Genomic DNA, 26,688 nt, shown 5'->3' on the forward strand with positions numbered 1-26,688 from the left:
ATGTTCCGAAACATCGGCGCCGATGACAAGGCATCGCGCACGGGAGGATGGAATGAAAGATGCTGTCATGGCAACCCCCGCCCCCCTTTTCACCGCCAAAACCCCGGCGCGTAAAAAATGCTTCGATCAGGGGAACCAACAAGGACGCGATTTGTTTCGCAGCTACATGGTTTTTTCGGCCATATGATGAATTTTGCGGCAATCATGGCGGGCGACGAATTGACGTTCCGCAGGAAAACCGCAAAAACGAGCGCGCTGGCACATCGGTTATTGCTTCATAGGGGCTGATTTTGGTTTCTTCATCGACGGAACGATTGGCGGCCGAAGGGGGCAAGTCGCAAGATGCCCCTAATAAGGAAGATGGTGTGAAAACCGCTGCCGCCCCCCGCAAGCGTCGCCCCGCCGCCAAGGAAGAAGCGCATGTGTCGCAGGCTTTGCGCACAGTCTATCAGCGCGCGGTGGAGGAAGATATTCCCTCTGAAATGCTGGATTTGCTGAGCAGGCTTGACTGATACACCCATGACCGGGGGCCATCATCCTCCGACAGGTTCCACCCGGACGCCCCGCCCCTTGCTTGATTCCGTCCACCGTTATTTCCGGTCCACCGGCGTCAAGATGTTCCTCATACTGACGCTTGCGCTGCTGCCTTTGGGCCTGGTCGCGCTGGTCGCATCGCTTCAGGCGATCCGCACGGCGGACCTGGAAAAGGAAGCGTTGCTGCGCGTTGCAGTGACGCAAAGCGCGCGCAAATTGTCGGCGGACCTGCAATCGGACCGCACTGCCCTTGAACTGACGGTCAATACGCTGGCGCGGCCGCGCGGCGACGCCGGCATCTGCGCCCGGCTGGCCTTTTTCCTGACCGCGCATGATACCGGCGGCGGGCAATTCTACATCTACGACCGGCAGGGACGACGCCGCTGCGGTTCGGATGGCGCAGAACCTGCCGGGGTGTCGCCGCAGGCGCGCTTTGCCAACCGTCAGGCCGAACTTTTGCCGCAATCGGCGCATCTGCTGGTGCGGGTGCCGAGCCGGGACGGCAGCCTGGTCGCGCTGGTCTATTATGCGCGCGCCCATCTGGAAAATGTCGCTGATCCGGCGACTGCGCTGCAAAACCGACAACTCAGCCTGCGCCAAGGCGACCGGCACATGATGATCGGCCGTCCCAGCGCCGCGCCCCTGGCCGGGGAAAGCGCCAGCCTGTCCGCCCGGCTCGATCCGCCCGACATCGTGCTGACCATGACGGTGCGCGAACCGCCCGCCACGATCGCACGGATGCTGTCGCTGTTCCTGCCGCTGGTCATGTGGTTCGCCGCCGCCGCAATCGGATGGTTCGTGGTCAACCGGCTGCTGATCCGCCCGCTGGTCATGCTGCGCAGCGCCGTCGCCGCCTATCAACCGGGCGAAGTGATGCAGCCTTTGCAGCGAGTGCGGACGCCCGCGCAGGAAATCGTGGCGCTGGGCGAAACCTTCCGCGAAATCAGCGAGGATGTGGCGACACATGAAGCGGAAATGGCGCAGGGGCTGGAAACCCAGCGCAAGCTGACCCGCGAAGTGCATCACCGGGTGAAAAACAACCTTCAGATCATCGCCAGCCTCATCAACCTGCACGCGCGTTCGGCGCATGAGCCGGAAGCGATGGAAGCCTATGCGTCGATCCAGCGACGGGTCGATGCCTTGTCCGTGGTGCATCGCAACCATTTCGCCGAGCTGGAGGAAAATCGCGGTGTGGGCGTGCGCCCGCTGATCAGCGAATTGTCGGCCAGCCTGCGTGGCACCGCCCCCGCCAGCGCCCGCCGCTTCGCTATCCAGATCGACAGCGACGACCTGCACATCAGTCAGGACGTGGCCGTGCCGATTTCCTTCCTGCTGACCGAACTGGTCGAATTGGCGATGATGCTGGACCCGCAGGGAACGATGCGGATTTCGGTAGCGACGCTGCCCGACCGCGCAGACCGCGCGCTGTTGACCGTGCGATCGGCGGGGCTGCGCGCGTCGGAGGCAATGACGGCGCATCTGGCCGAACGCTATGGCCGGGTGCTGACCGGCCTGTCGCGGCAATTGCGATCGCCGCTGGAGCATGACGAGGAAGGCGGCGTTTACAGCATCGCCATTACCGTGATTGCCTAAATCTGGTCAGGCGCGCTGATAGTCGCGCCGGAAATCTGCCGCAAAGACCGCGAACTGGCCCGCGCCGATGCTGTCGCGGATCGCCTGCATCAATTGCTGATAGAAATGGATATTATGCTGCGTCATCAGCATTGCGCCCAGCATTTCGCCTGCCTTGACCAGATGGTGGAGATAGGCGCGGCTCCATGTGGCGCATACCGGGCAGCCGCAGCGCGGGTCGATCGGACCCATATCTTCGGCGAATTTCGCGTTGCGGATATTAAGTGGTCCCGCCCAGGTAAAAGCCTGACCATTGCGACCGCTGCGCGTGGGCAGCACGCAATCGAACATGTCGATGCCGCGTTCGACTGCGCCGACGATATCGTCGGGCTTACCCACGCCCATCAGGTAACGCGGCTTGTCGGTCGGCAGCATGGCAGGCGCGAAGTCGAGCGTGGCGAACATCGCTTCCTGCCCTTCCCCCACGGCAAGGCCGCCTACAGCATAGCCGTCAAAGCCGATCTCGATCAGTTTTTCGGCTGAAATCCGGCGCAGTTCTTCATTGAGCGACCCTTGCTGGATACCGAACAGCGCCGCGCGCGCCGCATGATCGCCCCCGGTATCAAAGCCCTCGCGCGATCGCTTCGCCCAGCGCATGGAACGCTCCATCGAACGGGCAGCTTCGTCATGGGTGCAGCCATTTTTGGTGCATTCGTCGAACGCCATGACGATGTCGCTGTCCAGCAACCGCTGAATTTCCATCGACCGTTCCGGGGTCAGCATATGCTTCGACCCGTCGATATGGCTGGAAAAGGCCACGCCTTGCTCGCTCATTTTGGTGAGCGCGCTCAGGCTCATCACCTGATAGCCGCCACTGTCGGTCAGGATCGGCCGGTCCCAGCCCATGAAGCCATGTAGCCCCCCCAGCCGCGCCATGCGTTCCGCGCCGGGGCGCAGCATCAGATGATAGGTGTTGCCCAATATGATGTCCGCGCCACTCGCGCGCACTTCCGCCGGGCGCATCGCCTTGACCGTGGCGGCGGTGCCGACCGGCATGAAGGCAGGCGTGCGAATGTCGCCACGCTGCATCTGGATCGCGCCGGTGCGCGCCTTGCCGTCGGTGGCGGCGATGGAGAAGGTAAAACGGGATTGGGTCACAGCCCGCGCTCTAATATCGAACATGCGGCGGCACAAGGCCAGCGCGTGATGGCGTCAACCCGCCCTGCGCACGCCTTCGAACAACATCAGCGCGTCGATGTTGAACCCGTCGACCCGGCGATAGGGACCAACGAAGCGCAAACAGTCGGCCGACAGGCGCAGCGGCCATGGCGCGCCGGTCGCATCGGCAAGCGAAAGCGTAACAATCCTGGGGTCGGTTCGGCGCTCGGTCATGCAATCTGGCTAATTAATAAAGGTTAACAAAGCCCTGCGCCGGGAATCTTACATTTGTAAAGGAGCCTTCTTGTTGCACTTGCGCAACAGCCCGCGCGCTTTGCGCCAATTTCCGGCGACTCGTTTGCAACAGTCAGGGACAAAAATAGTTAACGCCCTGTCCATCCCTTCCCGGTTGATTGCATCCTGCAAGCGAGCCTGATCTGTTCAGTCGGAATAGAAAAATGGGGTCGCAGATGATTGATTCAGGACGGTTTAATCCTTCGCGAGACATCGCGGAGGCTGCTGGTGACGCGCATTGCGTTGCAGATATCGGGCAACCTGCCTTTTCCGATACGGAAAGAGCCGATCCGAACGCACCAGACCCATCGACGCTGTTCGATCTGGGCCAGATCGACGTAAGATGGGACGCGGAGCTTTCGACTTTGTGGGCGTTCATGACGCCGCACGAACGGCCCAATTCCAACCTTGGCCTGATTCGCGACACGATGGCGTGGCAGCGCGAAAGCCGCCGCGCGTTCGGCAACAAGGACGGCCTGCTGAAATTCATGGTGCTGGGGTCGCGCTTTCCCGGCGTGTTCAACCTGGGCGGCGACCTGGAAATGTTCGCCGAGTGCATCCAGAAGCGCGACCGCGCGACGTTGCTGAAATATGGCGTCGCCTGTTGCGAGATCGTAGATCGCATCTGGCACTGCAACGACATGAACGTCATCAACATCGGCCTGGCACAGGGCGACGCGCTGGGCGGCGGGCTGGAAGCGCTGATGTGTTTCGACGTCATCATTGCCGAACGCCACGCCAAATTCGGCCTGCCGGAAGTGTTGTTCGGCCTGTTCCCCGGCATGGGCGCCTATTCCATCCTGTCGCGGCGCGTCGGCCCGGTCATGGCGCAGCAGATGATCGCCCAGGGACGTATCTACTCCGCCGACGAAATGTACGACATGGGCATCGTCGCCCAGGTAGTGGACACAGGCGAAGGTGAAGCGGCGACCGCCAAGTGGATCAGGGACCATAGCGCCCATCATGCCGGCTATGTCGGCATCAACCGTGCCGGACGGCGGGTCAATCCGATGACGCTGGCCGAATTGACCGACATCGTGGAAATCTGGACCGACACGGCGTTGACGCTGTCGGACCGCGACCTGCGGATGATGCGGCGCCTGGCGGCGGCGCAGACCCGCTTGCGCTGATTGCACATCAAGACAGACGGCGGCGGGGGATGGGGTCGGGGCGCTCCGTCCCCTCCAGCGGTCCCGCCGCGATCAGTTCGGCGATCCGGTCGCTCGTGACCGGACGGCTGAACAAATAGCCCTGAACATTGGTGAAGCCAGCTTCGCGCGCATGGTGAAGCTGGTCCGCCGTCTCTATGCCTTCGGCCACCGTACTCATGGACAGGTCGCGCGCCAGATTGCCGATCGCCCGCACGATCGCGCGATCTTCCGCATTGGCGCTGACTCCGGCCATGAAGCTCTGATCGACCTTGAGCGTGTCGAAACGGTAGGAGCGCAGGTAGGAGAGCGAGGAATAGCCGGTGCCAAAATCATCGAGGGCGAGGCGCAGGCCGATCCGCTGCAATTCGCGCAGGATCGTATTGGTCTGCCCGCTGTCGTCGAGAAAAATGGATTCGGTGACTTCCAGTTCCAGCCGACGCGCAGGCAGCCCGGTTTCGAGCAGCGCGGCAATGACATGGCTGGGCAGGTCCGACGATTTGAGCGAGGCAGGCGACACGTTGATGGCGATCCGCACATCACCGGGCCAGGATGCCGCCGCGATACAGGCTTCGCGCAGCACCCACCCGGTCATTGCCTCGATCATGCCCATGCTTTCGGCGATCGGAATGAATTCGGCGGGCGAAATCGGTCCCAGAACCGGATGATCCCAGCGCAGCAGCGCTTCGCACGCTTCGATATGGCCGCTTTCCAGATCGACGATCGGCTGGAACAGCAGCTTGAGTTCGTGGTTGTCGAGCGCCCGGCGCAAGCCCGTCTCAATCTCATGCACGCGGTTGAAGCGTTCCTTGAGCGACCAGTTGAAGCTGGCGGCGCGATTGCGCCCCTCCCGCTTGGCTTCGTACAGCGCCAGGTCGGCATGTTGCATCAATTCGTCCATGTCGCGCCCGTCCTGCGGCGCGACCGCGTAACCGATGGAGGCCGTGACCGAGAGCAAATTGTCGCCCAGGTCGAAGCCATGGCCGAAATAGGTAATGATTTCCTGCGCGATGGCAGCCGCCGTCACCCGGCATGTGTCGGGGCAGATGACGACGAATTCATCGCCGCCGAAGCGAGCGATCCGGCCGCGTCCCTGCACCACTTCGTTGAGCCGCTCGGCCACGCTGCGCAACAATTGGTCGCCGACCATATGGCCCAGCGAATCGTTGATTTCCTTGAACCGATCCACGTCCATCCACAGAATGGCGACGGCATCGGCGCGCTTTTCGCTCTGTTCGAATATATCGCGCAACCGCATCTGCATCGCCATGCGGTTTTCAAGTCCGGTCAGGCTGTCGAAACGGGCCAGCCGTTCGAACTTTTCCGCCAGCAGCGACTTGTCGCGCTTGCCGATCAACGCCTGTACGACTATGCGGTGCGTGGTCGAGCTGATTTCGGCGAGGCCCAACACCATCATCACCATGGCCACCGACAGCACGCGATAGCCCGTCGATCCTTCCAGCCACAGCCCCGTCGCGGTCGGCAGCAGCGCCAGGCACACCTGGCCGATGGCGATCTGGACCCGGCCCGCATTGCGGCCTGAAATGCCGCCCGCATAGCCGGTGGCCATCGACACGCTGAGCATATGGATCACCGAATTGGGCGATCCGATCAGCGTGACGAAGCCCATCAACCCCAGCAACCCGGCATAGGCCCATGCGCCCAGTTCATAGGCCAGTTCCCAGTTGCGCGAAGCAACGGCAGTGCCGCGCTTTAGCTGGCGGTGGAAAAAGACGGCGGAAATGACGCGCAGCGCCGCAACGATGCAGACGGCCAGCACGACGATATGGATAGCGGTGCCATCGCTCAGGCTGCTGATGACGATGCCAACGGCAGTGCCTGTGGCCGCGCCGATGGTGAGCGATGCGGGGGATGCGTAAAGGGATTCGACCAGGCTGCGACGCACGTCTGCATCCTCGACCGACCGCTGCGCCCTGCGCCTTTCCAGAAGGTTTCTTATCACGCGCAAATGGCGGGTCTCCGGTTCCCGCACAGGTCATCGCATTTTGCGTTTATTTTTTGGTTAAGATTGCCGTGCCGTACCATGGCTATTGTATGTTTCAGTCATTTTCCTTGTAGGACAGCCCCAATAGAAAAAGGCCGGTGGATCGCTCCACCGGCCTCAATCTGTTGGCAGGACGTGGACTGATTAGAAGTCCATGCCGCCCATGCCGCCCATGCCGCCACCGGGCATCCCCATGGGAGCCTTGTCGTCGGCAGGCATTTCCGAAATCGCCGCTTCGGTGGTGATCAGCAGACCAGCAACCGATGCTGCGTTCTGGAGCGCGGTGCGAACGACCTTGGTCGGGTCGATAACGCCGGCGGTCACCAGGTTTTCGTAGGTGTCGGTCGACGCATTGAAGCCGAACGAGGTGTCGTCCTGATCGAGCAGCTTGCCCGACACGACGGCGCCGTCCTGGCCCGCATTGCTGGCGATCTGGCGAACCAGAGCGGTCAGCGACTTGCGAACGATGTCGATGCCACGGGTCTGGTCGTCATTGACGCCCTTGAGGCCGTCAAGCGCCTTGGTCGCGTAGAGCAGCGCGGTGCCGCCACCGGGGACGATGCCTTCTTCGACAGCCGCACGGGTCGCGTGGAGAGCGTCGTCGACGCGGTCCTTGCGTTCCTTGACTTCGATTTCGGTCGCGCCGCCAACCTTGATGACGGCAACGCCGCCAGCCAGTTTGGCCAGACGTTCCTGAAGCTTTTCCTTGTCATAGTCCGAGGTGGTGTTCTCGATCTGCTGACGGATCTGCTCGGTACGGCCCTTGATCGAATCATGGTCGCCAGCGCCATCGACGATGACGGTGTTGTCCTTGTCGATGGTGACGCGCTTGGCAGTACCCAGCATGGCGAGCGTGACGCTCTCCAGCTTGATGCCCAGGTCTTCCGAAATCACTTCGCCCTTGGTCAGGACGGCGATATCTTCCAGCATCGCCTTGCGACGATCGCCAAAGCCAGGTGCCTTGACCGCTGCAACCTTCAGGCCGCCGCGCAGCTTGTTGACGACCAGAGTCGCCAGCGCTTCGCCTTCGATGTCTTCCGCGATGATGAGGAGCGGACGACCCGACTGGACGACTGCTTCAAGGATCGGCAGGATCGACTGGAGGTTCGACAGCTTCTTTTCGTGGATCAGAATGTACGGATCAGCCAGTTCGACCGACATTTTTTCCGGGTTCGTCACGAAGTAAGGCGACAGGTAGCCGCGATCGAACTGCATACCTTCGACGACGTCCAGCTCGAAGTCGAGACCCTTGGCCTCTTCCACGGTGATGACGCCTTCCTTGCCGACCTTTTCCATGGCTTCGGCGATCTTTTCGCCGACTTCACGGTCGCCATTGGCCGAAATGATGCCAACCTGAGCGATTTCGGCAGTGCCGGCGACAGGCTTCGAACGCGCCTTGATGTCTTCGACGACCTTGATCACGGCGAGGTCGATACCGCGCTTGAGATCCATCGGGTTCATGCCGGCGGCAACCGACTTCATACCTTCGCGCACGATGGCCTGGGCCAATACGGTTGCGGTGGTGGTGCCGTCACCGGCGATGTCGTTGGTCTTGGAAGCGACTTCCCGGACCATCTGGGCGCCCATATTTTCGAACTTGTCCTTAAGTTCGATTTCCTTGGCGACCGAAACACCGTCCTTGGTGATGCGCGGCGAACCGAAGCTCTTGTCGATGACGACGTTGCGGCCCTTTGGCCCCAGGGTCACCTTGACCGCGTCGGCCAGGATGTCGACACCGCGCAGAATGCGCTCACGAGCGTCGCGGGAAAACTTTACGTCTTTCGCTGCCATGGTCTTTTACCTTCTTGAAGAATTGCAAAATGTGCGAAGTTCACACCGTCGCAGGTGTCGGAAATTCGCGGGAAACGAGAAATTCGGTCGGGTTCGCAACTTTACGCCGCGACCCCGGAACCCATTCAGGCGACGACGCCCAGAATGTCCGATTCCTTCATGATCAGCAGGTCTTCACCGTCGACCTTGACTTCGGTGCCGGACCATTTGCCGAACAGGATACGGTCGCCAGCCTTGACATCGAGCGGCGTAACCTTGCCGTCTTCGGCCTTGCTGCCGGTGCCGACGGAGACGATTTCGCCTTCCTGCGGCTTTTCCTTGGCGGTGTCGGGGATGATGATCCCGCCTGCGGTCTTCGCTTCCGCTTCGATGCGGCGGACGAGAACACGGTCGTGCAACGGACGAAATGCCATGTTGATTGCCTTTCCCTTAAACTTTGGGATGGGTCGGACATAGGAGGGGCGGATGATCCGCCGTTACCCCTATGCCTGTCCTTCTCCCGATGAACTGGCGCTTGTTAGCACTCCTTGATGAAGAGTGCCAGCCGCGTCTGCATATGGTTCGACCCGGCGCGGCGTCAAGACGATGGAGCATAAAAATTCCACCAGCGCGACTTTGTGGCGACGAGCCGACCGGCGGAGCGGGACGAGTTTTGATCGCCTGATGAAATTGGCACGGCAACGCTACAGATATGCTGCATTGAACGCGGCAGGCGGACTCCCTAACTCACGCGCACAGTCTTCCCACCCCGTATATAAGAGACCGCCCTGCATGACCGACAGCTATACCCCGCCCCGCGTGTGGACATGGAACAAGGCCAATGGCGGCCAGTTCGCCAACATCAACCGGCCGATCGCGGGTGCGACCCATGACAAGGCGTTGCCGGTGGGTCAGCATCCGCTCCAGCTCTATTCGCTCGCCACGCCCAACGGGCAGAAGGTGACGATCCTTCTGGAAGAATTGCTGGCGGCGGGTCATGGCGGGGCGGAATATGACGCCTGGCTGATCAAGATCGGCGATGGCGACCAGTTTTCCAGCGGTTTCGTGGACGTGAATCCCAACAGCAAAATCCCCGCGCTGATGGACTACAGCGTGTCGCCGCCGCAGCGGGTGTTCGAATCGGGCGCGATTCTGCTCTATCTGGCGGAAAAATTCGGCGCGTTCCTGCCGACCGATCCGGCCAAGCGGACGGCGGCGCTTGGCTGGCTGTTCTGGCAGATGGGCAGCGCGCCTTTGCTGGGCGGCGGCTTTGGCCATTTCTACGCCTATGCGCCGGAAAAATACGAATATCCGATCGACCGTTACACGATGGAAGTGAAGCGGCAGTTGGACGTGCTGGACCGGCATCTGGCGGAAAACGCCTATATGGCGGGTGATGAGTATAGCATCGCCGATATGGCTATCTGGCCCTGGTATGGCGGCGTGGTGCTGAACCGGGCCTATGGCGCGGCGGAGTTTCTGGACGCGGCAAGCTACAAGAATCTGGTCCGCTGGGCGCAACAGATCGACGCGCGCCCGGCGGTGCAGCGCGGGCGGATCGTCAACAAGGTGAACGGGCCGCTGGAGGAGCAATTGCACGAGCGGCATGATGCGGGCGATTTTGACACGAAAACGCAGGATAAGGTGGCGGTTTGAACCTTAATCCTTACATGTTTGGGGTTATCATATAGTAGTTTACACTCTCATCCATACGTCATGCTGAACTTGTTTCAGCATCCATCGTGCCCCACAAACAGCGGCTTATTGGGCGAAATGGACCCTGAAACAAGTTCAGGGTGACGTTGGGGGGATGTTGGCCATATACGCGCCCTCTCCTTGCAGGGGAGGATTTACCCGGCCGCCTGCACGATTTCCGCCCAGGCTTCTTCGCTGATCACTTCTATCCCCAGCGCGGCGGCCTGTTTCAATTTGCTGCCAGCGCCCGGCCCGGCGACGACCAGATCGGTCTTGGCGCTGACCGATCCCGCCGCTTTTGCGCCCAGCCGTTCGGCCTGGGCCTTGGCCTCGTCACGGCTCATGGTTTCCAGCTTGCCGGTGAATACGACCGTTTTGCCGGTGACCGCGCTGGCGGTGGTTTCCACGACATAGGGCGGCGGAGAAACTTCGGACAGCAGATCGTCCCACGCATCGACATTATGGGGTTCGTGGAAGAAATCGGCCAGCGCATGGCCTACTGCCGCGCCGACATTTTCCACGCCGATATGGTCGGCGATCGCCTTGTCTTTTTTCGCCTGCGTCAAATCGTCGGGCGCGGCAGCGCGCAGGGCGATGATTTCTTCCGCTAAAGCCCGCACGCCCGGCAGCGTGGTGGTGCGTTTGAGCAGGTCGCGCGCCGTCACGGCGCCGACATGGCGGATGCCAAGGCCGAACAGCAGCCGCGCGGCGTCCGGCGCACGCTTCGCTTCGATCGCGGCGAGCATATTGTCGACCGATTTTTCTTTCCACCCTTCGCGCTCCAGCAGGGCCGTGCGGTGGCGTTTCAGGCGGAAAATGTCGGCCGGTTCTGTAATCCAGCCCAGATCGAGAAATTCTTGGATGCTCTTTTCGCCCAGCCCTTCAATGTCGAGCGCAACGCGGCTGACGAAGTGGCGCAGCCGCTCGAACCGTTGCGCCGGGCAGATCAGGCCGCCGGTGCAGCGATAATCGACCTCGCCTTCCTCGCGCACCGCTTCGCTGTGGCAGATGGGGCATTGCGCGAGGAATATATAGGGCGCGCGGTCTTCATCCCGCGTCAGATTTTCGACCACCTGCGGGATGACGTCGCCCGCGCGCTGCACCACGACGCGGTCGCCGGGGCGCACGCCAAGGCGGGCGATCTCGTCCGCATTGTGGAGCGTGACGTTGGACACGACGACGCCGCCGACCGTCACCGGGGTCAGGCGGCCGACCGGGGTCAGCTTGCCGGTGCGACCGACCTGAATGTCGATGGCTTCGAGCGTGGTTTGCGCCCGTTCGGCGGGGAATTTATGGGCGATGGCCCAGCGCGGTGCCTTTGCCACGAAACCCAGCCGCTGCTGCCAGTCGAGCCGGTCGACCTTATACACCACCCCGTCAATGTCGAAGGGCAGGTCAGCGCGCGCCCGTTCGATGCCGCGATAATGGGCGAGCAGCGCGTCGAGCGTTTCGACTCGCACCAGCATGTCGGACACGGGCAGCCCCCATGCGGCAATCGCCTGCATCACGCCCAGTTGCGTTTCGGCGGGAAGCTGGCTGTGCGCGCCCCAGCCATGGGCCAGGAAGCGCAACGGGCGGCTGGCGGTGACGGTCGCGTCCTTCTGGCGCAGCGATCCGGCGGCAGCGTTGCGGGGGTTGGCGAATTGCCGCGCCTTGTCCGGCTCGTCCGCCTCGGCCAGCAGCCGGGCATTGAGAGCGGTGAAATCGTCCTTGGCCATATAGACTTCGCCGCGCACCTCGAACAGGTCAGGGATCGCGTCGCCGGTCAGGTGCTGGGGAATGTCGGCTATGGTGCGGACGTTGGCGGTCACATCTTCGCCCGTGGTGCCGTCGCCGCGCGTGGCCGCCATGACCAGCGCGCCCTGTTCGTAGCGCAGCGAACAGGACAGGCCGTCAATCTTCGGCTCGGCGGTCAACGCGACGGGCGCGTCGTCGGCCAGCGCGAGGAAGCGGCGCACGCGGGCGAGAAATTCCGCGATGTCCGCATCGGCAAAGCCATTGTCGAGGCTCATCATGCGCTGGGCATGGGCGACTTTTTTCAACGTGGATGTCGGCGCGGCCCCGACCTGAGCATTGGGCGAATCGGCGCGGACCAGATGCGGGAAGGCCGCCTCCAGCGCGTTGTTTTCCGCGATCAGGGCGTCATAATCCGCGTCGCTAATCTCCGGCGCGTCCTGATCATGATAGAGCCGGTTATGCTTGGCCACCGCGCGGGCAAGGCGCATCAGGCGGTTGGCGGCTTCGGGTTCGGTGAGGGAGGCTGGGTCGGTCATGGGGATGCCTTAACGGCTGTCGTGCTTTGGCGAAAGGCGGAGAGGAGATGTGCGCCGCCCTGGACTCCCGCCTGCGCGGGAGTACATTATTTTATAGGCCCGCTACTGGCACCGTCTCAAACCTTTGGCCGAAACCGGCGATGATCGGGCGGGCCTTGGCGATGGCGGTTTGCACGGCGGGGAGTTTGAGCGAGGCGGCGTAGCTTTCGCGGCTGTCCCAGACTTCGGTGATCCACAATGCGTCGGGGTTCGCGGTGTCGAGCGCGATGATATAGGACAGGCAGCCGGGCATAGCGGCCGTGCCGTCGCGGAGATAGGCGAGCAAGGCGTCGCGCTGGTCGGGCTTGGCGATCATCTGGCCGATCAGGCCGTAGCGGGGCGCGGCGGATTGTGCGGCGGCAGGGATGGCGCTGGCCGCGAGGGCGGCGGCGGTGAGGCCGATCATGTCTCTGCGGTTATGGGTCATGGGTGTTTCCTCCGCCGTTTCATTGTCCGTATTCCCGCGTAGGCGGGAATCCAGTCCCACGCTGCGATCTGGGTTCCCGCCTGCGCGGGAACACCGACGCTAAACCCGCTCCAGCAGCCGTTCCGCCTGCGCGCGGGCTTCCGCCGTGATTTCCGCGCCGGACAGCATCCTTGCGATTTCCTCGCGTCGTTCGCCCGCATCGAGCGCATGGACGCCGGTGCGAGTCACCGTGCCGTCGCTCGATTTGGCGATCAGCATATGGTCCGCGCCGCGTGCCGCGACCTGCGGGCTGTGGGTGACGACGAGGATCTGGTTGCTGCGCGCGAGGCGCGCGAGCCGTTCGCCAATCGCATCGGCCACCGCGCCGCCCACGCCCCGGTCGATCTCGTCGAAGATCAGCGTGTCCGCCCCGCCCTGCTCCGCCAGCGCGACTTTGAGCGCCAGGATGAAGCGCGACAATTCGCCACCCGACGCGATCTTGGTCAGCGGGGCGAAGGGTGCGCCGGGGTTAGTCGAAATCTCAAACTCCACCCGGTCCATGCCCTGCCCGGTCCACTGGCCTTCATCGAGCGGCGCGACCACGGTGCGGAAGCGGGCCGCGTCCAGCTTGAGCGGGGCCAGTTCCGCCGCAACCGCTGCGTCCAGCTTGCCCGCCGCCATTTGCCGTTCGCCCGACAAGGCCTGCGCCGCCTTGCGATAGGCCGCTGCCTTGGCCGTCACTGCCGCCTCCAGCGCGGCGACATGCTCCTGCCCCCCCTCGATCGCGGCCAGCCGGGCGGCCATCTCGTCGCGCAGGGCGGCCAGATCGTCCGGCTGCACCTGATGCTTGCGGGCCAGGCCGCGCAGGTCGAACAGGCGGGTTTCGATGCTGTCGAGCCGGGCGGGGTCGAAACTCAGCGCCTCGGCGGCTTCCGCCAGCCGATCCTCCGCCTCGCCCGCTTCCACCACGGCGCGGTCGAGCGCTTCGAGAACGGCGGCGAGCAAGGGTTCCTCCCCCGCGATCCGGTCCAGCCGACGCGCGGCTTGCCGTAACTGGGCGAGGCCACCGTCCGACCCGGTCAGGCAATCGCCGATCGCGGTCAGATCGTCGGTCAGGCGCGCGCCCTTCTGCATCGTGGCGCGTTCGTCGGCCAGCGTCGCTTCCTCGCCCGCTTGCGGAGCAAAGCGGGTGAGTTCATCGACTGCGTGGGTCAGGTAATCGCGGTCGCGCGCGGCATTGTCCACGGTGCTGCGCGCCTCGGCCAGCGCGCTCGCGGCCTTGCGCCACGCGCCATGGGCAGCGGCGACTGCGCCGGAATCGCAGCGGCCATAAGCGTCGAGCAGCGCGCGATGGCCGCGTGCATTGAGCAGCCCGCGATCGTCATGCTGGCCGTGAATTTCCACCAGCGATCCGCCGATGTCGCGCAACAGCGCCGCCGAACAGGGTTGGTCGTTGACGAAAGCGCGGCTGCCGCCATCCGCCTTCACCATGCGGCGGATGATGAGCGGTTCGCCCGGTTCCAGGTCGATGCCATTTTCGATCAATAGCGCGGCCGCACGATGGCCCGTGCCGGGCGGGTCGAAGGTCGCGATGACGCTGGCCTGCGCCTCCCCGTTGCGCACCAGCCCGCTATCGGCGCGCGCGCCCAGCGTCAGCCCCAGCGAATCGAGCAGGATCGACTTGCCCGCCCCGGTTTCGCCGGTCAACACGGAAAGGCCTGCGCCGAACTCCAGGTCCAGCGCCTCGATCAGCACGACATTGCGGATGGAAAGGGCGGTCAGCACATCAAAAAACTCTCCCCTCCCGCAGGCGGGAGGGGTTGGGGGTGGGTGCGCCGCACAGGGGACAGGACGGAAGCTCGCTGCGCTTGCTGCCCACCCCTAGCCCCTCCCACCTGCGGGAGGGGGCCAAGATGGCTTACGCCTTTGGCCCATGTTCCCGCATCAGCTTGTAGGAGCGTTCATACCATTCGCTGCCGGGATAGTTGGCGCCCAGCACGGCGGCGGCCTTTTGCGCTTCGGCCGGGATGCCGAGCGAGAGATAGGATTCGACCAGACGTTCCAGCGCTTCGGGCGCGTGGGTGGTGGTCTGATATTTACCGACGACGGTGCGGAAACGCAGCGTGGCAGCGAGCCATTGGCCGCGCCGCTGGTAGAAACGGCCAACTTCCATTTCCTTGCCAGCCAGATGGTCGTTGACCAGATCGACCTTCAACCGCGCATCGGCGGCGTAACGGCTGTCGGGATAGCGGCGGATCAGTTCGCCCAGCGCATCCAGCCCCTGCTGCGTGATTTTCTGGTCGCGGGTAACGTCCGCAATCTGTTCATAATAGCAGAGCGCGATCAGATAATAGGCATAGGGCGCGTCTTTGTTGCCGGTGTGGATCGACAGGAAACGCTGCGACGCGGAAACGGATTCGGCATAATCGCTGTTCATATAATAGCTGAATGCCGACATCAGCTGCGCCCGGCGCGCCCAGGGCGAATAGGGATGCTGACGCTCCACCTCGTCAAACAGCGCGGCGGCGAGCTTATACTGGCCGCGATCGAGCCGTTCCTTGCCGCTATTATACAGGGTCGATACGTCGCGGGCGACATATTGCGTATCCGCCTTGTTCTTGGATGTCGAACACCCGGCGAGCAGGGCGGCAAGCAGGACCGGGGCGGTGGCCGCGCCGATGCGCGTCAGTTTTTTCGTCAGCATGGGGCGGGTCATAGCCGAGGGACACGCCGCCGCCAAGCGACAGATTGGGTCATGGTCAACAGGCCGTCCGTGGCGGCAGGTCGAGCCGGGCCACAGCGCCGCTCGCCACGCCCGGCGTCAGCGCAAAACGCCCGCCCAACTGGGCCGCAAGCGCATGGGCAATGCGCAACCCCATGGAATCGCCCGCGCCGACCTGAAAACCCGGTGGCAGCCCCTGGCCATTGTCAGCAATGCGCAGCGACAGCGCGCCGCCCTGATGTTCCAGCACCACGTCCACCTGGCCAGCGCGATCGGGAAAGCCATGTTCGATGGCGTTGCTGACCGATTCCGCCACGATCAGCGCCAGTGGCACGATGATTTCCGGTTCGATCACCAGTCCTTCGGGAGCCGTGGTGGTGACGGTCACGTCGTCCCGCCCGCTGGCTTCCACCACATCGGCGGTCAGGCGCGGCAGGAAGGCGGCAATGTCCTGCCCCTGCCCCGACGGGTCGTAGAGCGCGCGGCTGATCCGGCCGACCAGCGCCACCCGACCCGACGCATCGTCCAGCGCCTTGCGCGCGTCGTCATGATCGACATGGCGCCGCTGAAACGCCAGCATCGCGGCCACGACCTGAAGATTGTTGGACACGCGATGCTGCAATTCATGGAACAGCAGTTCGCGATTTTCCGCCAGCGCGCGGCTGCGCTCCCGCTCCACCGCCAGGTTGAAATTGGCACGCTGCATGAAGTGGATGAGCAGGATGTCGATGGTGACGACGCCAGTGTAGAACAGCATCGCCACCGCAACCGCCGGGTTGAAGCCGAAACTGTAGAACGGCGGAATAAACACATACCAGGACAGCGACCCGCACAGGACCGCCGCGAATATCCCCGGACGGACCCCGAACAGGAAGGATGCCAGGATAACCGCCGGAAAGAAGGTGACGAACGGGTAGCCGGTCGGCAGCAAGGGTTCAGCAGCGTAGCGCAGCATCATTGCCGCCGCGCAAAACAATAGCGTCAGGGCATAGGCATAGACCGGCCGATCGAGGACGAGTGGCAGCCGTTCGACGAAGCGCGCGTTGGTCCGCTGCATGATGTTCCCCAAATGTGCTTCGTTACAGTAGCAGAACCTTACCCGCCCGCCTTGATACAAATCAGTCCCAACCATTTTTTCCATGAAAAAGGGCGCCCGGTATCACCGGGCGCCCCATTTTCCGTTCGATCCATCGCTGGAAAGATCAGTCCTGCGTCAGGAAGTCAGGCAGGCCGCCGGTCGGGCCGTCATCATTGCCGCCTTCGCTGCGTTCACGACGGGGACCACGATCGCCGCTGCCGCCATCGCGACGCGGGCCGCGACCACGGTCGCCACCGCCGCCGCCTTCACGACGCGGGCCACGGCCTTCGCCGCCGCCACCGTCACGGCGCGGACCACGATCGCTGCGCGGTTCGCGTGCTTCGCGGGCAGGACGGGTGTCCTCCAGCTCTGCGCCGGTTTCCTGATCAACAACGCGCATCGACAGGCGCACCTTGCCGCGCGGATCGATTTCCAGAACCTTGACCTTCACGTCCTGGCCTTCCGATACGACATCGGTGGGCTTTTCGACGCGCTCATTCTTCATTTCGGAGACGTGGACGAGGCCGTCCTTGCCACCCATGAAGTTCACGAAAGCGCCGAAATCGACGATGTTGACGACCTTGCCGTCATAGATCTTGCCGACTTCCGCTTCCTGGGTGATGCCCAGGATCCACTTGCGGGCCGCTTCGATCTGCGCCGGGTCGGACGAGCTGATCTTGATCAGGCCTTCGTCGTCAATGTCGACCTTCGCGCCGGTTTCGGCGACGATTTCGCGGATGACCTTGCCACCGGTTCCGATGACTTCGCGGATCTTCGACTTGTCGATCTGCAAGGTTTCGATGCGCGGGGCGTGAGCCGACAGTTCGGTGCGGGTCGAGGACAGCGACTTGGCCATTTCGCCAAGGATGTGCGCGCGGCCTTCCTTCGCTTGCGTCAGCGCCGCTTCAAAGATTTCGCGCGTGATGCCCGCAATCTTGATGTCCATCTGCATCGTGGTGATGCCCAGTTCGGTGCCTGCGACCTTGAAGTCCATGTCGCCCAGATGATCTTCGTCACCCAATATGTCCGACAGGACGGCAAAGTCCTTGCCTTCCAAAATCAGGCCCATGGCGATGCCGGACACGGGGCGCTTCAACGGCACACCGGCGTCCATCATCGAAAGCGAACCGCCGCAGACGGTCGCCATCGAGGAGGAACCGTTGGACTCGGTGATGTCCGAAAGAACGCGGATCGTGTAGGGGAATTCGTCCTTGCTGGGCAGCACGGGGTGCAGCGCACGCCATGCCAGCTTGCCATGACCCACTTCACGACGACCCGGCGCGCCGAAGCGACCGACTTCACCGACCGAATAGGGCGGGAAGTTATAGTGCAGCATGAAGTTTTCATAATGCAGGCCGGTCAGGCCGTCGATCATCTGCTCGGCGTCCTTGGTGCCCAGCGTGGTGGTGCAGATCGACTGCGTTTCACCGCGCGTGAACAGGGCCGAACCATGGGTGCGGGGCAGGAAGCCGACCATCGCTTCGATCGGGCGGATCTGCGTGGTGGTGCGACCGTCGATGCGCTTGCCGTCCTTGAGGATGGCACCGCGCACGATTTCCGCTTCCAGCTTCTTGGTCAGCTTGATGCCGGCCATCACGGTCTGGGCGTCCAGGCCGTCCGCAATGAACTTCGCCTTCGCCTTGGCGCGGGCTTCGTTCAGCGCGTTGGAACGGGCCGACTTGTCGGTCAGCTTGTAGGCGGCAGCGATGTCCTTGCCGATCAGCTTCTTGAGCTTCGCCTTCAGGTCGCCCAGATCATCGCTCTTGGCCATGTCCCAGGGATCCTTGGCGGCTTTTTCCGCCAGCGCGATGATCGCATCGACAATCTTCTTGCTCGCGTCATGCGCGAACAGGACGGCGCCCAGCATGATTTCTTCCGACAGCTCCTTGGCTTCGGATTCGACCATCATCACCGCGTCGTAAGTGGCGGCAACGACCAGGTCGAGTTCGCCGGTCTTCACTTCGTCCAGCGACGGGTTGAGCTGATATTCGCCATCCTTGTAACCGACGCGCGCAGCGCCGATCGGACCCATGAACGGCACGCCCGACAGGGTCAGCGCGGCCGATGCGGCGATCATCGCCACCATGTCCGGCTCGCTTTCGCCATCGAACGACAGCACCTGAGCGATGACGTTGATTTCGTTGTAGAAACCTTCGGGGAACAGCGGGCGGAGCGGACGGTCGATCAGGCGGGAAACCAGCGTTTCCTTTTCGGTCGCGCCGCGTTCACGCTTGAAGAAGCCACCGGGGATGCGACCGGCAGCGGAATATTTTTCCTGATAGTGAACGGTCAGCGGGAAGAAATCCTGGCCTTCCTTCACGCTCTTGGCAGCGGTCACGGCGCACAGCACCACGGTTTCGCCATAGGTTGCCAGCACGGCGGCGTCAGCCTGACGCGCGATACGGCCGGTTTCGAGGGTCAGCGTCTTGCCGGCCAGCTCGATAGATACTTTCTTGACGTCGAACATAGTTTTTTCCTTCGCCCGCGTCGGCCCTATTGCCGGGCGGGGCCTTTGGAGGGTCGCTTGGACCCATGATTGGAGAGCGTTTCACTCTCCTCCGTCGCGGGTGCGACGGTGTGGGGAAGTGTCCCCCGGATCATGAACGCCGTGCCGGATTGCCCGACGCCATGTTTCAGAATCAGAAACGGCCCCGATTGGGGCCGTCCCTTTTAGCAGGCTTACTTGCGCAGGCCCAGCTTACCGATCAGGTCGACGTAGCGCGCCTGATCCTTCTTCTTGAGATAGTCCAGCAGCGAACGACGCTTGTTGACCATCATCAGCAGACCACGGCGGCTATGATTGTCCTTGTGGTGACCCTTGAAATGCTCGGTCAGGTTGACAATCCGCTCGGTCAGGATCGAAACCTGAACTTCCGGCGAACCCGTGTCACCCTCAGCGCGGGCATATTCCTTGATCAGCGCTTCCTTGCGCTCGGCAGTAATCGTCATCTAATCGTCTTCCCTCGACATCAGGTTGAAACCGCGCACCACGACGATTTGATCGTCATCCGACCGGACCAGAGCGACGGGAATATCTTCCAGCATCGCCAGGTACAGGCCAGTGGTGGCAGCGACCCCGGTCAGCACCTTCCCCTGGCGGAGAGCGGCAGCCTGATCGGGGGAGACGGGGAGAGCCGGGATGTCGTCCAGCCCCGCCGTCAGCGGCAGCATAAGCCCACCGATGTCGCCGCCCTTAGCAGCCTGGTCCAATTTGTCCAGCGTAATTGCGGTTCCCAGCGTGAACGGCCCCGCCTTCACTCGCCGCAACATGGTGACATGGCCGACCGTGCCGAGCGCCAGCGCTATGTCACGCGCAAGGCTGCGGATATAGGTGCCTTTGGAGACATGGGCAGTCAGGGTGATGAACGAAATCCTCTCCCCTTGGGGGAGAGGATAGCAAGGCTCGGCAGCGTGCTGCCTAGCCGCGCTTGGAGAGGGGGGCGACGCGCCCTCCCCCTCTCCAAGCTGCGCTAACCCGCCTTGCGGGCAAGCTGCGCTATCCTCTCCCCCATGGGGCGAGGAGATATGCAGCCCATGCACCGTCACCGACCGCAGCTTCATCTCGACCTCCTCCCCCTTACGGGCGAGGTCGTAGGCGCGCTGGCCGTCGATCAGGATCGCGCTATAGGCGGGCGGTGCCTGTTCGATTCCGCCAGTGAAGCGTGGGAGGATAGCCTCGACATCCGCCAGCGTAGGGCGATGATCGCTTTCCGCAATCACCGCGCCTTCCAGATCGAGCGTGTCAGTCTGCGCCCCGAAGGCAATGGTGAAATCGTAAATCTTGTCGCTGTCGAGCATCCGCCCGGCCAGCTTGGTCGCTTCGCCAATCGCGATCGGCAGCACGCCGGTCGCCAGCGGATCGAGCGTGCCGCCATGGCCGACCTTCCACTTGCCCGCGCCACTTTGCCTCAGCGCGCGCTTGACCGCGCTGACTGCCTGGGTCGAGCCAAGGCCGTGCGGTTTGTCGAGAATGATCCAGCCATGCATGGCGGCGGGCCTTATCGTTGCGCCGCCTGCCTGTCACGCCATTCGTCGGCCAGGATCGAATAGACTGCCGTGTCGCGCACATGGCCGGTCCAGGTGATGCGCTGCTTCCGCAGCACGCCCTCGCGCACCGCACCCAGCTTCTCCACCGCCCGTTGCGAACGAATATTGCGCATGTCGACGCGAAATTCGATGCGGGTAAAGCCGCAGTCGATCGCCCGTTCGATCAACAGCGGCTTGATTGCGCCGTTCAGCCCGGTCCCCCGCGCCGATGGCGTCATATAGGTGCCGCCCAGTTCCAGCCCATTGTCGGCCGCATGAATGTGCAGATAGCCCGACATGCCCACCGGCACGCCATCGGCCAGAATAAGGAAGGGGCAGCGATCCGCATTGGCCATGGTGACATCGAACGCTGCGTCGAAATCCGCCCCGGCAAAACGCACGGGATAAATCTCCCACACCGGGTCGTCGGGCGGACAGATGCCGCGCAACGCTTCGCGGTGCCGTTCGCCCAGTTGCTCCAGCAGAAGGCCCGGCGCAATGATCGGTGCCAGCAATCGGGAGATCCGGCTCACTGGCCCATCTGCTGCGCAAAATGGCGGCGGCACAATGCGACATAGCGGTCATTGCCGCCGATTTCGGTCTGCGCGCCGTGGCGGATCGCCTGCCCCTGCCCGTCCACGCGCAGGTTCATCGTCGCCTTGCGCCCGCAATCGCACACGGTCTTGATCTCGCTCAGCGTATCGGCCAGCCCCAGCAGATGGGCGCTGCCTTCGAACAGTTCGCCCTGAAAATCGGTGCGCAGGCCATAGCATAGCACTGGCACGTCCAGCCGATCGCACACCCCTGCCAATTGCCACACCTGATCCCGGCTCAGAAACTGCGCCTCGTCCACCAGCACGCAGGACAACGGCGTCGCCTCATGCTGCGCCGCGATGGCCACGAACATGTCGATCGCCGGATCGAACAGATGCGCCTGCGCCTCCAGCCCGATGCGCGACACCACCCGCCCCTGCCCGTAACGGTCATCCACCGCTGCGGTCCACAGCATCGTCGCCATGCCGCGTTCGCGATAGTTGAAACTCGATTGCAGCAGCGTGGTCGATTTGCCCGCATTCATCGAGCTATAGTAGAAATAGAGTTTGGCCATGGCGCGCTTTACCGAATGGTCGGCGCAACGCCAGACAGGAAGCGCACCAGCGCGTCGGCCAGCGCGATCCTTTTGTCCGAAAAACTGTGATCGGTGGGCCAGACCATCAGCCGCGCACCCGGATTGCCGCCCTGCGCATCGGCCGCAACCTTGCGCGCCTCCGCGCCCAGTCCCTTTTCCGCACCCACGATGGTCAGCGGGCGGCGGCCAAAAGTGGACAGCCGCCGTCCCAGATCGAACTTGTCGCCATTGCCGGTGATTTCGGCGGTCAGCCCGTCATAGGTCGCGCCGTTCAGCGGAGGCAGGTCGCTCTCCACTTCCGCCTTCCACGCTGCCTTGCCCTGATCGGTCGCCAGTGCGGCGACGGTTTGCGCCGGATCCCACGGGTCGATCAGGAACAGACCCGCCACGCGCGGTTCGGCCGCCGCGACATCGGCCGCCATGAAACCGCCCATACTATGCCCGGCCACGACGATCGCACTGGTGTCGATGCGAAATTTCGCCACGGATGCGGGCTGTTGCAGAAATTGCAGCGCGGTCCACGCATCCTGCGACGCATGGGTAAAGGAAAAGACGCCAGGACTGCCCCATGATCCGCGATAATGGAGCGTCAGCACATTCCACCCCGCGCGCCGCGCCGCCTGCGCTAGGTCCAGATTCTGTTCGTTGCCGGGAAAGCCGTGGAGCAGCAACAGCGTGGGATGCAGCCCCGCACCTGCGGCGGTATACATCACTACGTTCATCGCGCCGTCTTCCGCAGGCAGAGCGAACGCGCTCATGTTTGCGGGATAGGCCGCGTCTGGTGCGGGATCGCTGATGACGGCGGGATGGATGGCGGGTTCACGGGCGCTCGCAGGCCCGGCCAGTAGCAAGGTCAGTGCAGCTATCCCAACTCCGCGTCCGATCCGATACATTGACTGCCCCCGATTACTGCCAAATGAAACGTTACCGGCCAGGCGTCACCGTCGCGAACCAAGCGGCGCCTGGCTCAATCCTCGCCCGCATCGTCCTTCGCCAGATCCTGCGCTATGCGGGGGTCACGCAGCAGCTTGTCGATATGGCTGCCCTCGTCGAAACTGTCGTCGGCCAGAAACTTGATCTTGGCCGCATATTTCAGGCGGGTGCGGGCAGCGACCTCGCGCTGGAAATAGGCGGTGTTGGTGCGCAACGCTTTCAGCACTGCTTCCTCATCCTTGCCCAGCAAGGGTTTGATGAAGCAGACGGCATGACGCAGGTCGGACGACATGCGCACTTCGGTGACGCTCACGACATGTTTGGCCAGCACATCGTCATGCACATCGCCGCGCTGCAATATCTCGGACAGGATATGGCGCACCTGTTCCCCGACGCGAAGCGCGCGAACGGACGAACTATCATTCTGACTGGACATATATCAACCTCATGGCCCCGGCCGAAACCGGGGCCATGTCTTTCCTATCACAGCGTGCGGATGCGTTCTTCGACTTCGAACAATTCGAGCGTATCGCCCGCCTTGATGTCGTTGGTATCCTGCAGGACCGCGCCACATTCCATACCCGCGCGGACTTCGGACACATCGTCCTTGAACCGGCGCAGCGAGTGGATGACGGTTTTCGACACGATGACGTCGGACCGGGTAAGGCGCGCATTGAGCCCCTTGCGGATGACGCCTTCCAGAACCAGCAGACCGGCTGCCTTGTCCTTCTTGCCTGCCGGAAACACCTGAAGCACTTCGGCACGACCCACGATCGTTTCGATGCGTTCGGGGGCCAGCTGACCCGCCATTTCGCCACGCACTTCTTCCAGCAGGTCGTAGATCACGTCATAATAACGCAGCGAGATTTTCTCGCGCACGGCCAGCGGACGCGCCTTGGCATTGGGACGCACGTTGAAGCCGATCAGCGGCGCACGGCTAGCAGAAGCCAGCGTGACATCGCTTTCGGTGATCGCGCCGACGCCGGAGCTGAGGATACGCACCTTGATCTCGTCGGTCGAAATGCGGTTCAATGCACTGACGATCGCTTCGACCGAACCCTGCACGTCGCCACGGATGACGACCGGATATTCGATCACCTTCGTGCTGAGCGCCGAGAACATATTTTCAAAGTTGGTCGGCACCGAAGCCGTCCGCTTGCGCGTGATCTGTTCCTGACGATAAGCGGCGACCTCACGAGCGCGCGCCTCATTTTCGACGACCGTCATCTGGTCGCCCGCCATCGGCACGCCCGACAGGCCCAGCACTTCGACCGGAGTCGAAGGACCGGCGGACTTCACCTGCTGACCCTTGTCATTGACCAGCGCGCGCACCTTGCCGCTTTCCGCGCCGATGACGAACGTGTCACCGACCTTGAGCGTACCCTTGCGCACCAGCACGGTGGCGACCGCGCCACGGCCCTTGTCCAGCTGCGCCTCGATCACATTGCCTTCGGCTGCGCGATCGGGGTTGGCGGTCAGTTCCATGACTTCAGCCTGCAACAGGATCTTTTCGATCAGTTCGTCCAGACCCGTCTTTTTCAGCGCGGAAACCTGAACATCCTGCACGTCGCCGCCCATATCCTCGACCACGATTTCATGTTCGAGCAGGCGTTCACGCACCTTTTGCGGGTTGGCATCAGGCTTGTCGCACTTGTTGATCGCCACGATCATCGGCACGCCAGCGGCCTTGGTATGGTTGATCGCTTCGATCGTCTGCGGCATCAGGCCATCGTCGGCAGCCACCACCAGAATGACGATGTCGGTCACGTTCGCACCGCGTGCGCGCATTTCCGAGAAGGCTTCATGGCCCGGCGTATCAAGGAAGGTGATGATGTCGCCACCCTTCGTCTTTACCTGATAGGCGCCGATATGCTGGGTAATCCCGCCGCTTTCACCCGCGACCACATCGGTCCCGCGCAGCGCGTCGAGCAGCGACGTCTTGCCGTGATCGACATGACCCATGATCGTGACGACCGGGGCGCGCGGCAGCAGCGTTTCGACTGCGTCGGCCTCACCCTCGATACCGATTTCGACGTCGGCTTCGGACACGCGCTGAATGCGGTGGCCAAATTCCTCGACCAGCAATTCGGCCATGTCCTGGTCGATCGACTGGTTGAGCGTGACCGCCTGACCCATCTTGAACAGCGCCTTGACCAGGTCCGCGCCCTTTTCGGCCATACGGTTGGCCAGTTCCTGCACGGTGATGACTTCAGGCACCACCACGTCGCGCGACTGTTTCTCACGCTGGCGTGCGCCGCCTGCATAATGGGCGCGACGTTCCTTTTCGCGCGCACGCTTGAGCGCGGCAAGGCTGCGGGCGCGGGCGCTGTCGTCATCGGCCAGAGCCTTGGTGACGGTCAGCTTGCCGGCCTGGCGACGATTATCCTCGCCCTTCTTCGCGCGTTCGGGCTTGGTGGGTTCGGGACGCTTGACCGGCGTAACCGGCGTGAAGCGGCGCGGCGGCGGCGGAGCGGCAGTCGCACCAGCAGCGCGTTCCCCTTCGACGGGCGCAGCAGCAGCTTCGGTCGCAGGTGCGGTGGCTTCCACCGGAGCGGCGGCAACAGGCGCTTCGACCATGCCAGGTTCGGGGGCAGGTTCGGGTGCCTTGGCTTCCTCGACCGCAGGGGCGGACGCAGCGGTTTCGGCAGCCTGGCGATTTTCCTCGGCCCGGCGCTTTTCGTCCTCGATCGCGGCGAGACGCGCAGCATCTTCACGACGGCGCGCATCTTCCTGCGCATTCATGCGGGCTTCTTCGGCCTCACGCAGCAGCTTTACCTGCAATTCCTGACGCGACATCAGGCTCTGCGGCGGGGTGTGGCGCTGCGGCGCGGGCTGTGGTGCGCGCTGTTGGGGCGGCGGCGGCGGCGCAGCAGGACGCGGCGCGGCAACGACGGGTGCAGCCGCCACGGGCGCAGGCGCAGGGTCAGCCTGCGGCGCTGTGGCAGGTGCCACCGCTTCGCCCGGCTTGCCCAGGACGCGGCGCCGCTTCACTTCGACCACGACCGTATTCTTGCGGCCATGGCTGAACTGCTGCTGCACCTGACCGGATTCCACGGTCCGCTTGATGCCCAAAGGCTTGCGGCCCAGAACCGGCTTGTCTTCCTTGCTGTCACTCATACGACTGAACTTAACCCTTCACTTCATCTTCGACCGGCACAATGTCCGGCATATCATTCCATACAGTCTCGTCCGCCAGCGCATCGGATGAGTCCTGCTCATCCTGCGCGGGCGCCGCGACGGCGCAACCCAGATAGTGTTCCAAGCGGCCCAGGGCTGCACGCAGACGCAAGGCCGCACGCGAGTCGGTTACCGCAATATGGACGACATTGTCGCGCCCCATTGCCATAGATAGGGCGTCGCGGTCCACAGGCAAGACGATGCCGGCAAGATCGCTGCCTTCCGCTTCCTGCCCGACGCGCAGCGCCTGGTCCAGTTTGCGATTGCCATCGGCCGCCGCATCGCCGGCATGAAGCAGCAATTTGACCAGCCCCTTGCGGCACGCGGTATCGATTTTCTCCGAACCTGTCAGCAACATGCCGCCGCGCGATTCCAGACCCAGACGGCTGAGCATGTCCTGCCGCAGCGCGCTTTCGATCCAGTCGGGCAAGTCGGCGTCGATCTGCAACGCGCCATCTTTGCCAGACCCGGCCTTGAAAGATCGCGCAATCGCGCCTTTCAGCTTGCCCTTGGCCAGCGCGCTTTCCAGTTCCGTGCGAGTGACGCCGATCCATGCGCCGCGTCCCGGCGCCTTGGCCCGGACATCGGGCAGCACTTGCCCCTCCGGCCCGATCGCCAGGCGGATCAGCGTTTCAGGGTCGGCACGGTCGCCGGTCAATATGCATTTGCGTTCGGTCATGCCTGCCCCTCCGCGAAAACGGATGGCCTGGCAACCCCAACGCTATCGGA

The 26,688-nt window shown here is 63.1% G+C and carries 24 protein-coding genes; 5 read left to right on the forward strand and 19 right to left on the reverse strand.

Going from position 1 to position 26,688, the window contains the following annotated elements; all coding sequences use genetic code 11:
- Positions 1-52 precede the first annotated feature (52 nt).
- From SPBM01_RS21880 to SPBM01_RS08015, 3 genes are all read left to right on the forward strand, one after another.
- Positions 53-187, forward strand: coding sequence for a hypothetical protein (locus SPBM01_RS21880; protein WP_262504362.1), 135 nt, complete (start codon positions 53-55; stop codon positions 185-187).
- Positions 188-365: 178 nt separating this feature from the next.
- Positions 366-512 carry a NepR family anti-sigma factor gene (locus SPBM01_RS08010; RefSeq protein WP_188064897.1) on the forward strand — a complete coding sequence of 49 codons (147 nt, stop codon included), beginning with the start codon at positions 366-368 and terminating at the stop codon, positions 510-512.
- A gap of 103 nt (positions 513-615) precedes the next feature.
- A complete protein-coding gene (locus SPBM01_RS08015) occupies positions 616-2,127 on the forward strand; it encodes a sensor histidine kinase (RefSeq protein ID WP_188065615.1) in 1,512 nt (503 codons plus the stop codon).
- Positions 2,128-2,133: 6 nt separating this feature from the next.
- On the opposite strand, the gene tgt is transcribed toward SPBM01_RS08015, so the two are convergent.
- Together tgt and SPBM01_RS08025 are read right to left on the reverse strand one after the other, a co-directional pair.
- Complete coding sequence (tgt, locus tag SPBM01_RS08020; protein ID WP_188064899.1) at positions 2,134-3,264, reverse strand: tRNA guanosine(34) transglycosylase Tgt; 1,131 nt, start codon at positions 3,262-3,264, stop codon at positions 2,134-2,136.
- 54 nt (positions 3,265-3,318) lie between these two features.
- Entirely contained in the window at positions 3,319-3,498 is a 180-nt protein-coding gene (locus SPBM01_RS08025) for a hypothetical protein (RefSeq protein WP_188064901.1), read from the reverse strand.
- Positions 3,499-3,734: 236 nt separating this feature from the next.
- Between SPBM01_RS08025 and SPBM01_RS08030 the strand changes: the two genes are divergently transcribed.
- On the forward strand, positions 3,735-4,688 hold the full coding sequence (locus SPBM01_RS08030; RefSeq protein WP_188064903.1) for a crotonase/enoyl-CoA hydratase family protein: 954 nt from the start codon (positions 3,735-3,737) through the stop codon (positions 4,686-4,688).
- Positions 4,689-4,695: 7 nt separating this feature from the next.
- On the opposite strand, the gene SPBM01_RS08035 is transcribed toward SPBM01_RS08030, so the two are convergent.
- The 3 genes from SPBM01_RS08035 to groES all read right to left on the reverse strand — a co-directional run bounded on the left by SPBM01_RS08035 (position 4,696) and on the right by groES (position 8,915).
- Positions 4,696-6,675, reverse strand: coding sequence for a putative bifunctional diguanylate cyclase/phosphodiesterase (locus SPBM01_RS08035; RefSeq protein ID WP_188064905.1), 1,980 nt, complete (start codon positions 6,673-6,675; stop codon positions 4,696-4,698).
- A gap of 180 nt (positions 6,676-6,855) precedes the next feature.
- Positions 6,856-8,502: a chaperonin GroEL gene (gene groL, locus SPBM01_RS08040; protein ID WP_188064907.1), complete on the reverse strand. Its 1,647-nt coding sequence runs from the start codon at positions 8,500-8,502 to the stop codon at positions 6,856-6,858.
- 125 nt (positions 8,503-8,627) lie between these two features.
- On the reverse strand, positions 8,628-8,915 hold the full coding sequence (gene groES / locus SPBM01_RS08045) for a co-chaperone GroES (RefSeq protein ID WP_119745439.1): 288 nt from the start codon (positions 8,913-8,915) through the stop codon (positions 8,628-8,630).
- Between the two features lie 358 nt (positions 8,916-9,273).
- Here groES and yghU point away from each other — a divergent pair, with 358 nt between their 5' ends.
- Positions 9,274-10,137 carry a glutathione-dependent disulfide-bond oxidoreductase gene (gene yghU, locus SPBM01_RS08050; protein WP_188064909.1) on the forward strand — a complete coding sequence of 288 codons (864 nt, stop codon included), beginning with the start codon at positions 9,274-9,276 and terminating at the stop codon, positions 10,135-10,137.
- A gap of 194 nt (positions 10,138-10,331) precedes the next feature.
- Here the strand turns inward: yghU and ligA are convergent, their stop codons facing one another.
- The 14 genes from ligA to SPBM01_RS08120 form a co-directional block, all read right to left on the reverse strand.
- On the reverse strand, positions 10,332-12,449 hold the full coding sequence (ligA, locus tag SPBM01_RS08055) for an NAD-dependent DNA ligase LigA (protein WP_188064911.1): 2,118 nt from the start codon (positions 12,447-12,449) through the stop codon (positions 10,332-10,334).
- A 91-nt stretch (positions 12,450-12,540) separates the two neighbouring features.
- Positions 12,541-12,915, reverse strand: a complete 375-nt coding sequence (locus tag SPBM01_RS08060; protein ID WP_188064912.1) for a putative quinol monooxygenase — start codon at positions 12,913-12,915, stop codon at positions 12,541-12,543.
- A gap of 99 nt (positions 12,916-13,014) precedes the next feature.
- The gene (gene recN, locus SPBM01_RS08065; protein WP_188064914.1) at positions 13,015-14,679 is read right to left on the reverse strand and encodes a DNA repair protein RecN; all 1,665 of its coding nucleotides are present in this window, start codon (positions 14,677-14,679) and stop codon (positions 13,015-13,017) included.
- Between the two features lie 133 nt (positions 14,680-14,812).
- Positions 14,813-15,598 carry an outer membrane protein assembly factor BamD gene (locus SPBM01_RS08070; protein ID WP_188064916.1) on the reverse strand — a complete coding sequence of 262 codons (786 nt, stop codon included), beginning with the start codon at positions 15,596-15,598 and terminating at the stop codon, positions 14,813-14,815.
- Positions 15,599-15,653: 55 nt separating this feature from the next.
- Positions 15,654-16,673: a sensor histidine kinase gene (locus tag SPBM01_RS08075; protein WP_188064918.1), complete on the reverse strand. Its 1,020-nt coding sequence runs from the start codon at positions 16,671-16,673 to the stop codon at positions 15,654-15,656.
- Positions 16,674-16,818: 145 nt separating this feature from the next.
- Positions 16,819-19,161 (reverse strand): polyribonucleotide nucleotidyltransferase, encoded by a 2,343-nt coding sequence (gene pnp / locus SPBM01_RS08080; protein ID WP_188064920.1) that lies wholly within the window; start codon positions 19,159-19,161, stop codon positions 16,819-16,821.
- Between the two features lie 212 nt (positions 19,162-19,373).
- Positions 19,374-19,643, reverse strand: a complete 270-nt coding sequence (gene rpsO / locus SPBM01_RS08085) for a 30S ribosomal protein S15 (protein WP_188064922.1) — start codon at positions 19,641-19,643, stop codon at positions 19,374-19,376.
- Entirely contained in the window at positions 19,644-20,681 is a 1,038-nt protein-coding gene (gene truB, locus SPBM01_RS08090; RefSeq protein WP_188064925.1) for a tRNA pseudouridine(55) synthase TruB, read from the reverse strand.
- Positions 20,682-20,692: 11 nt separating this feature from the next.
- Entirely contained in the window at positions 20,693-21,244 is a 552-nt protein-coding gene (locus SPBM01_RS08095; RefSeq protein WP_223177817.1) for a GNAT family N-acetyltransferase, read from the reverse strand.
- 5 nt (positions 21,245-21,249) lie between these two features.
- Complete coding sequence (locus SPBM01_RS08100; protein WP_188064929.1) at positions 21,250-21,828, reverse strand: thymidine kinase; 579 nt, start codon at positions 21,826-21,828, stop codon at positions 21,250-21,252.
- 8 nt (positions 21,829-21,836) lie between these two features.
- Entirely contained in the window at positions 21,837-22,742 is a 906-nt protein-coding gene (locus SPBM01_RS08105; protein ID WP_188064931.1) for an alpha/beta hydrolase family protein, read from the reverse strand.
- A 74-nt stretch (positions 22,743-22,816) separates the two neighbouring features.
- The gene (gene rbfA / locus SPBM01_RS08110; RefSeq protein WP_188064933.1) at positions 22,817-23,218 is read right to left on the reverse strand and encodes a 30S ribosome-binding factor RbfA; all 402 of its coding nucleotides are present in this window, start codon (positions 23,216-23,218) and stop codon (positions 22,817-22,819) included.
- Positions 23,219-23,265: 47 nt separating this feature from the next.
- Positions 23,266-25,899, reverse strand: coding sequence for a translation initiation factor IF-2 (gene infB, locus SPBM01_RS08115; protein ID WP_188064935.1), 2,634 nt, complete (start codon positions 25,897-25,899; stop codon positions 23,266-23,268).
- 10 nt (positions 25,900-25,909) lie between these two features.
- On the reverse strand, positions 25,910-26,638 hold the full coding sequence (locus SPBM01_RS08120; RefSeq protein WP_188064937.1) for a DUF448 domain-containing protein: 729 nt from the start codon (positions 26,636-26,638) through the stop codon (positions 25,910-25,912).
- Positions 26,639-26,688 lie beyond the last annotated feature (50 nt).

It is taken from the genome of Sphingobium sp. KCTC 72723 (assembly GCF_014280435.1).
In the GTDB taxonomy this organism is placed as follows: Bacteria; Pseudomonadota; Alphaproteobacteria; order Sphingomonadales; family Sphingomonadaceae; genus Sphingobium.

What these genes read in the sequence shown, in the direction of transcription:
- SPBM01_RS21880 (WP_262504362.1), top strand. Translation starts at nt 53, where the DNA reads ATGAAAGATGCTGTCATGGCAACCCCCGCCCCCCTTTTCACCGCCAAA.
- SPBM01_RS08015 (WP_188065615.1), top strand. Translation starts at nt 616, where the DNA reads ATGTTCCTCATACTGACGCTTGCGCTGCTGCCTTTGGGCCTGGTCGCG.
- SPBM01_RS08025 (WP_188064901.1), bottom strand. Translation starts at nt 3,498, where the DNA reads ATGACCGAGCGCCGAACCGACCCCAGGATTGTTACGCTTTCGCTTGCC.
- SPBM01_RS08030 (WP_188064903.1), top strand. Translation starts at nt 3,735, where the DNA reads ATGATTGATTCAGGACGGTTTAATCCTTCGCGAGACATCGCGGAGGCT.
- groL (WP_188064907.1), bottom strand. Translation starts at nt 8,502, where the DNA reads ATGGCAGCGAAAGACGTAAAGTTTTCCCGCGACGCTCGTGAGCGCATT.
- groES (WP_119745439.1), bottom strand. Translation starts at nt 8,915, where the DNA reads ATGGCATTTCGTCCGTTGCACGACCGTGTTCTCGTCCGCCGCATCGAA.
- yghU (WP_188064909.1), top strand. Translation starts at nt 9,274, where the DNA reads ATGACCGACAGCTATACCCCGCCCCGCGTGTGGACATGGAACAAGGCC.
- ligA (WP_188064911.1), bottom strand. Translation starts at nt 12,449, where the DNA reads ATGACCGACCCAGCCTCCCTCACCGAACCCGAAGCCGCCAACCGCCTG.
- SPBM01_RS08060 (WP_188064912.1), bottom strand. Translation starts at nt 12,915, where the DNA reads ATGACCCATAACCGCAGAGACATGATCGGCCTCACCGCCGCCGCCCTC.
- SPBM01_RS08070 (WP_188064916.1), bottom strand. Translation starts at nt 15,598, where the DNA reads ATGCTGACGAAAAAACTGACGCGCATCGGCGCGGCCACCGCCCCGGTC.
- SPBM01_RS08075 (WP_188064918.1), bottom strand. Translation starts at nt 16,673, where the DNA reads ATGCAGCGGACCAACGCGCGCTTCGTCGAACGGCTGCCACTCGTCCTC.
- pnp (WP_188064920.1), bottom strand. Translation starts at nt 19,161, where the DNA reads ATGTTCGACGTCAAGAAAGTATCTATCGAGCTGGCCGGCAAGACGCTG.
- rpsO (WP_188064922.1), bottom strand. Translation starts at nt 19,643, where the DNA reads ATGACGATTACTGCCGAGCGCAAGGAAGCGCTGATCAAGGAATATGCC.
- truB (WP_188064925.1), bottom strand. Translation starts at nt 20,681, where the DNA reads ATGCATGGCTGGATCATTCTCGACAAACCGCACGGCCTTGGCTCGACC.
- SPBM01_RS08100 (WP_188064929.1), bottom strand. Translation starts at nt 21,828, where the DNA reads ATGGCCAAACTCTATTTCTACTATAGCTCGATGAATGCGGGCAAATCG.
- SPBM01_RS08105 (WP_188064931.1), bottom strand. Translation starts at nt 22,742, where the DNA reads ATGTATCGGATCGGACGCGGAGTTGGGATAGCTGCACTGACCTTGCTA.
- rbfA (WP_188064933.1), bottom strand. Translation starts at nt 23,218, where the DNA reads ATGTCCAGTCAGAATGATAGTTCGTCCGTTCGCGCGCTTCGCGTCGGG.
- infB (WP_188064935.1), bottom strand. Translation starts at nt 25,899, where the DNA reads ATGAGTGACAGCAAGGAAGACAAGCCGGTTCTGGGCCGCAAGCCTTTG.
- SPBM01_RS08120 (WP_188064937.1), bottom strand. Translation starts at nt 26,638, where the DNA reads ATGACCGAACGCAAATGCATATTGACCGGCGACCGTGCCGACCCTGAA.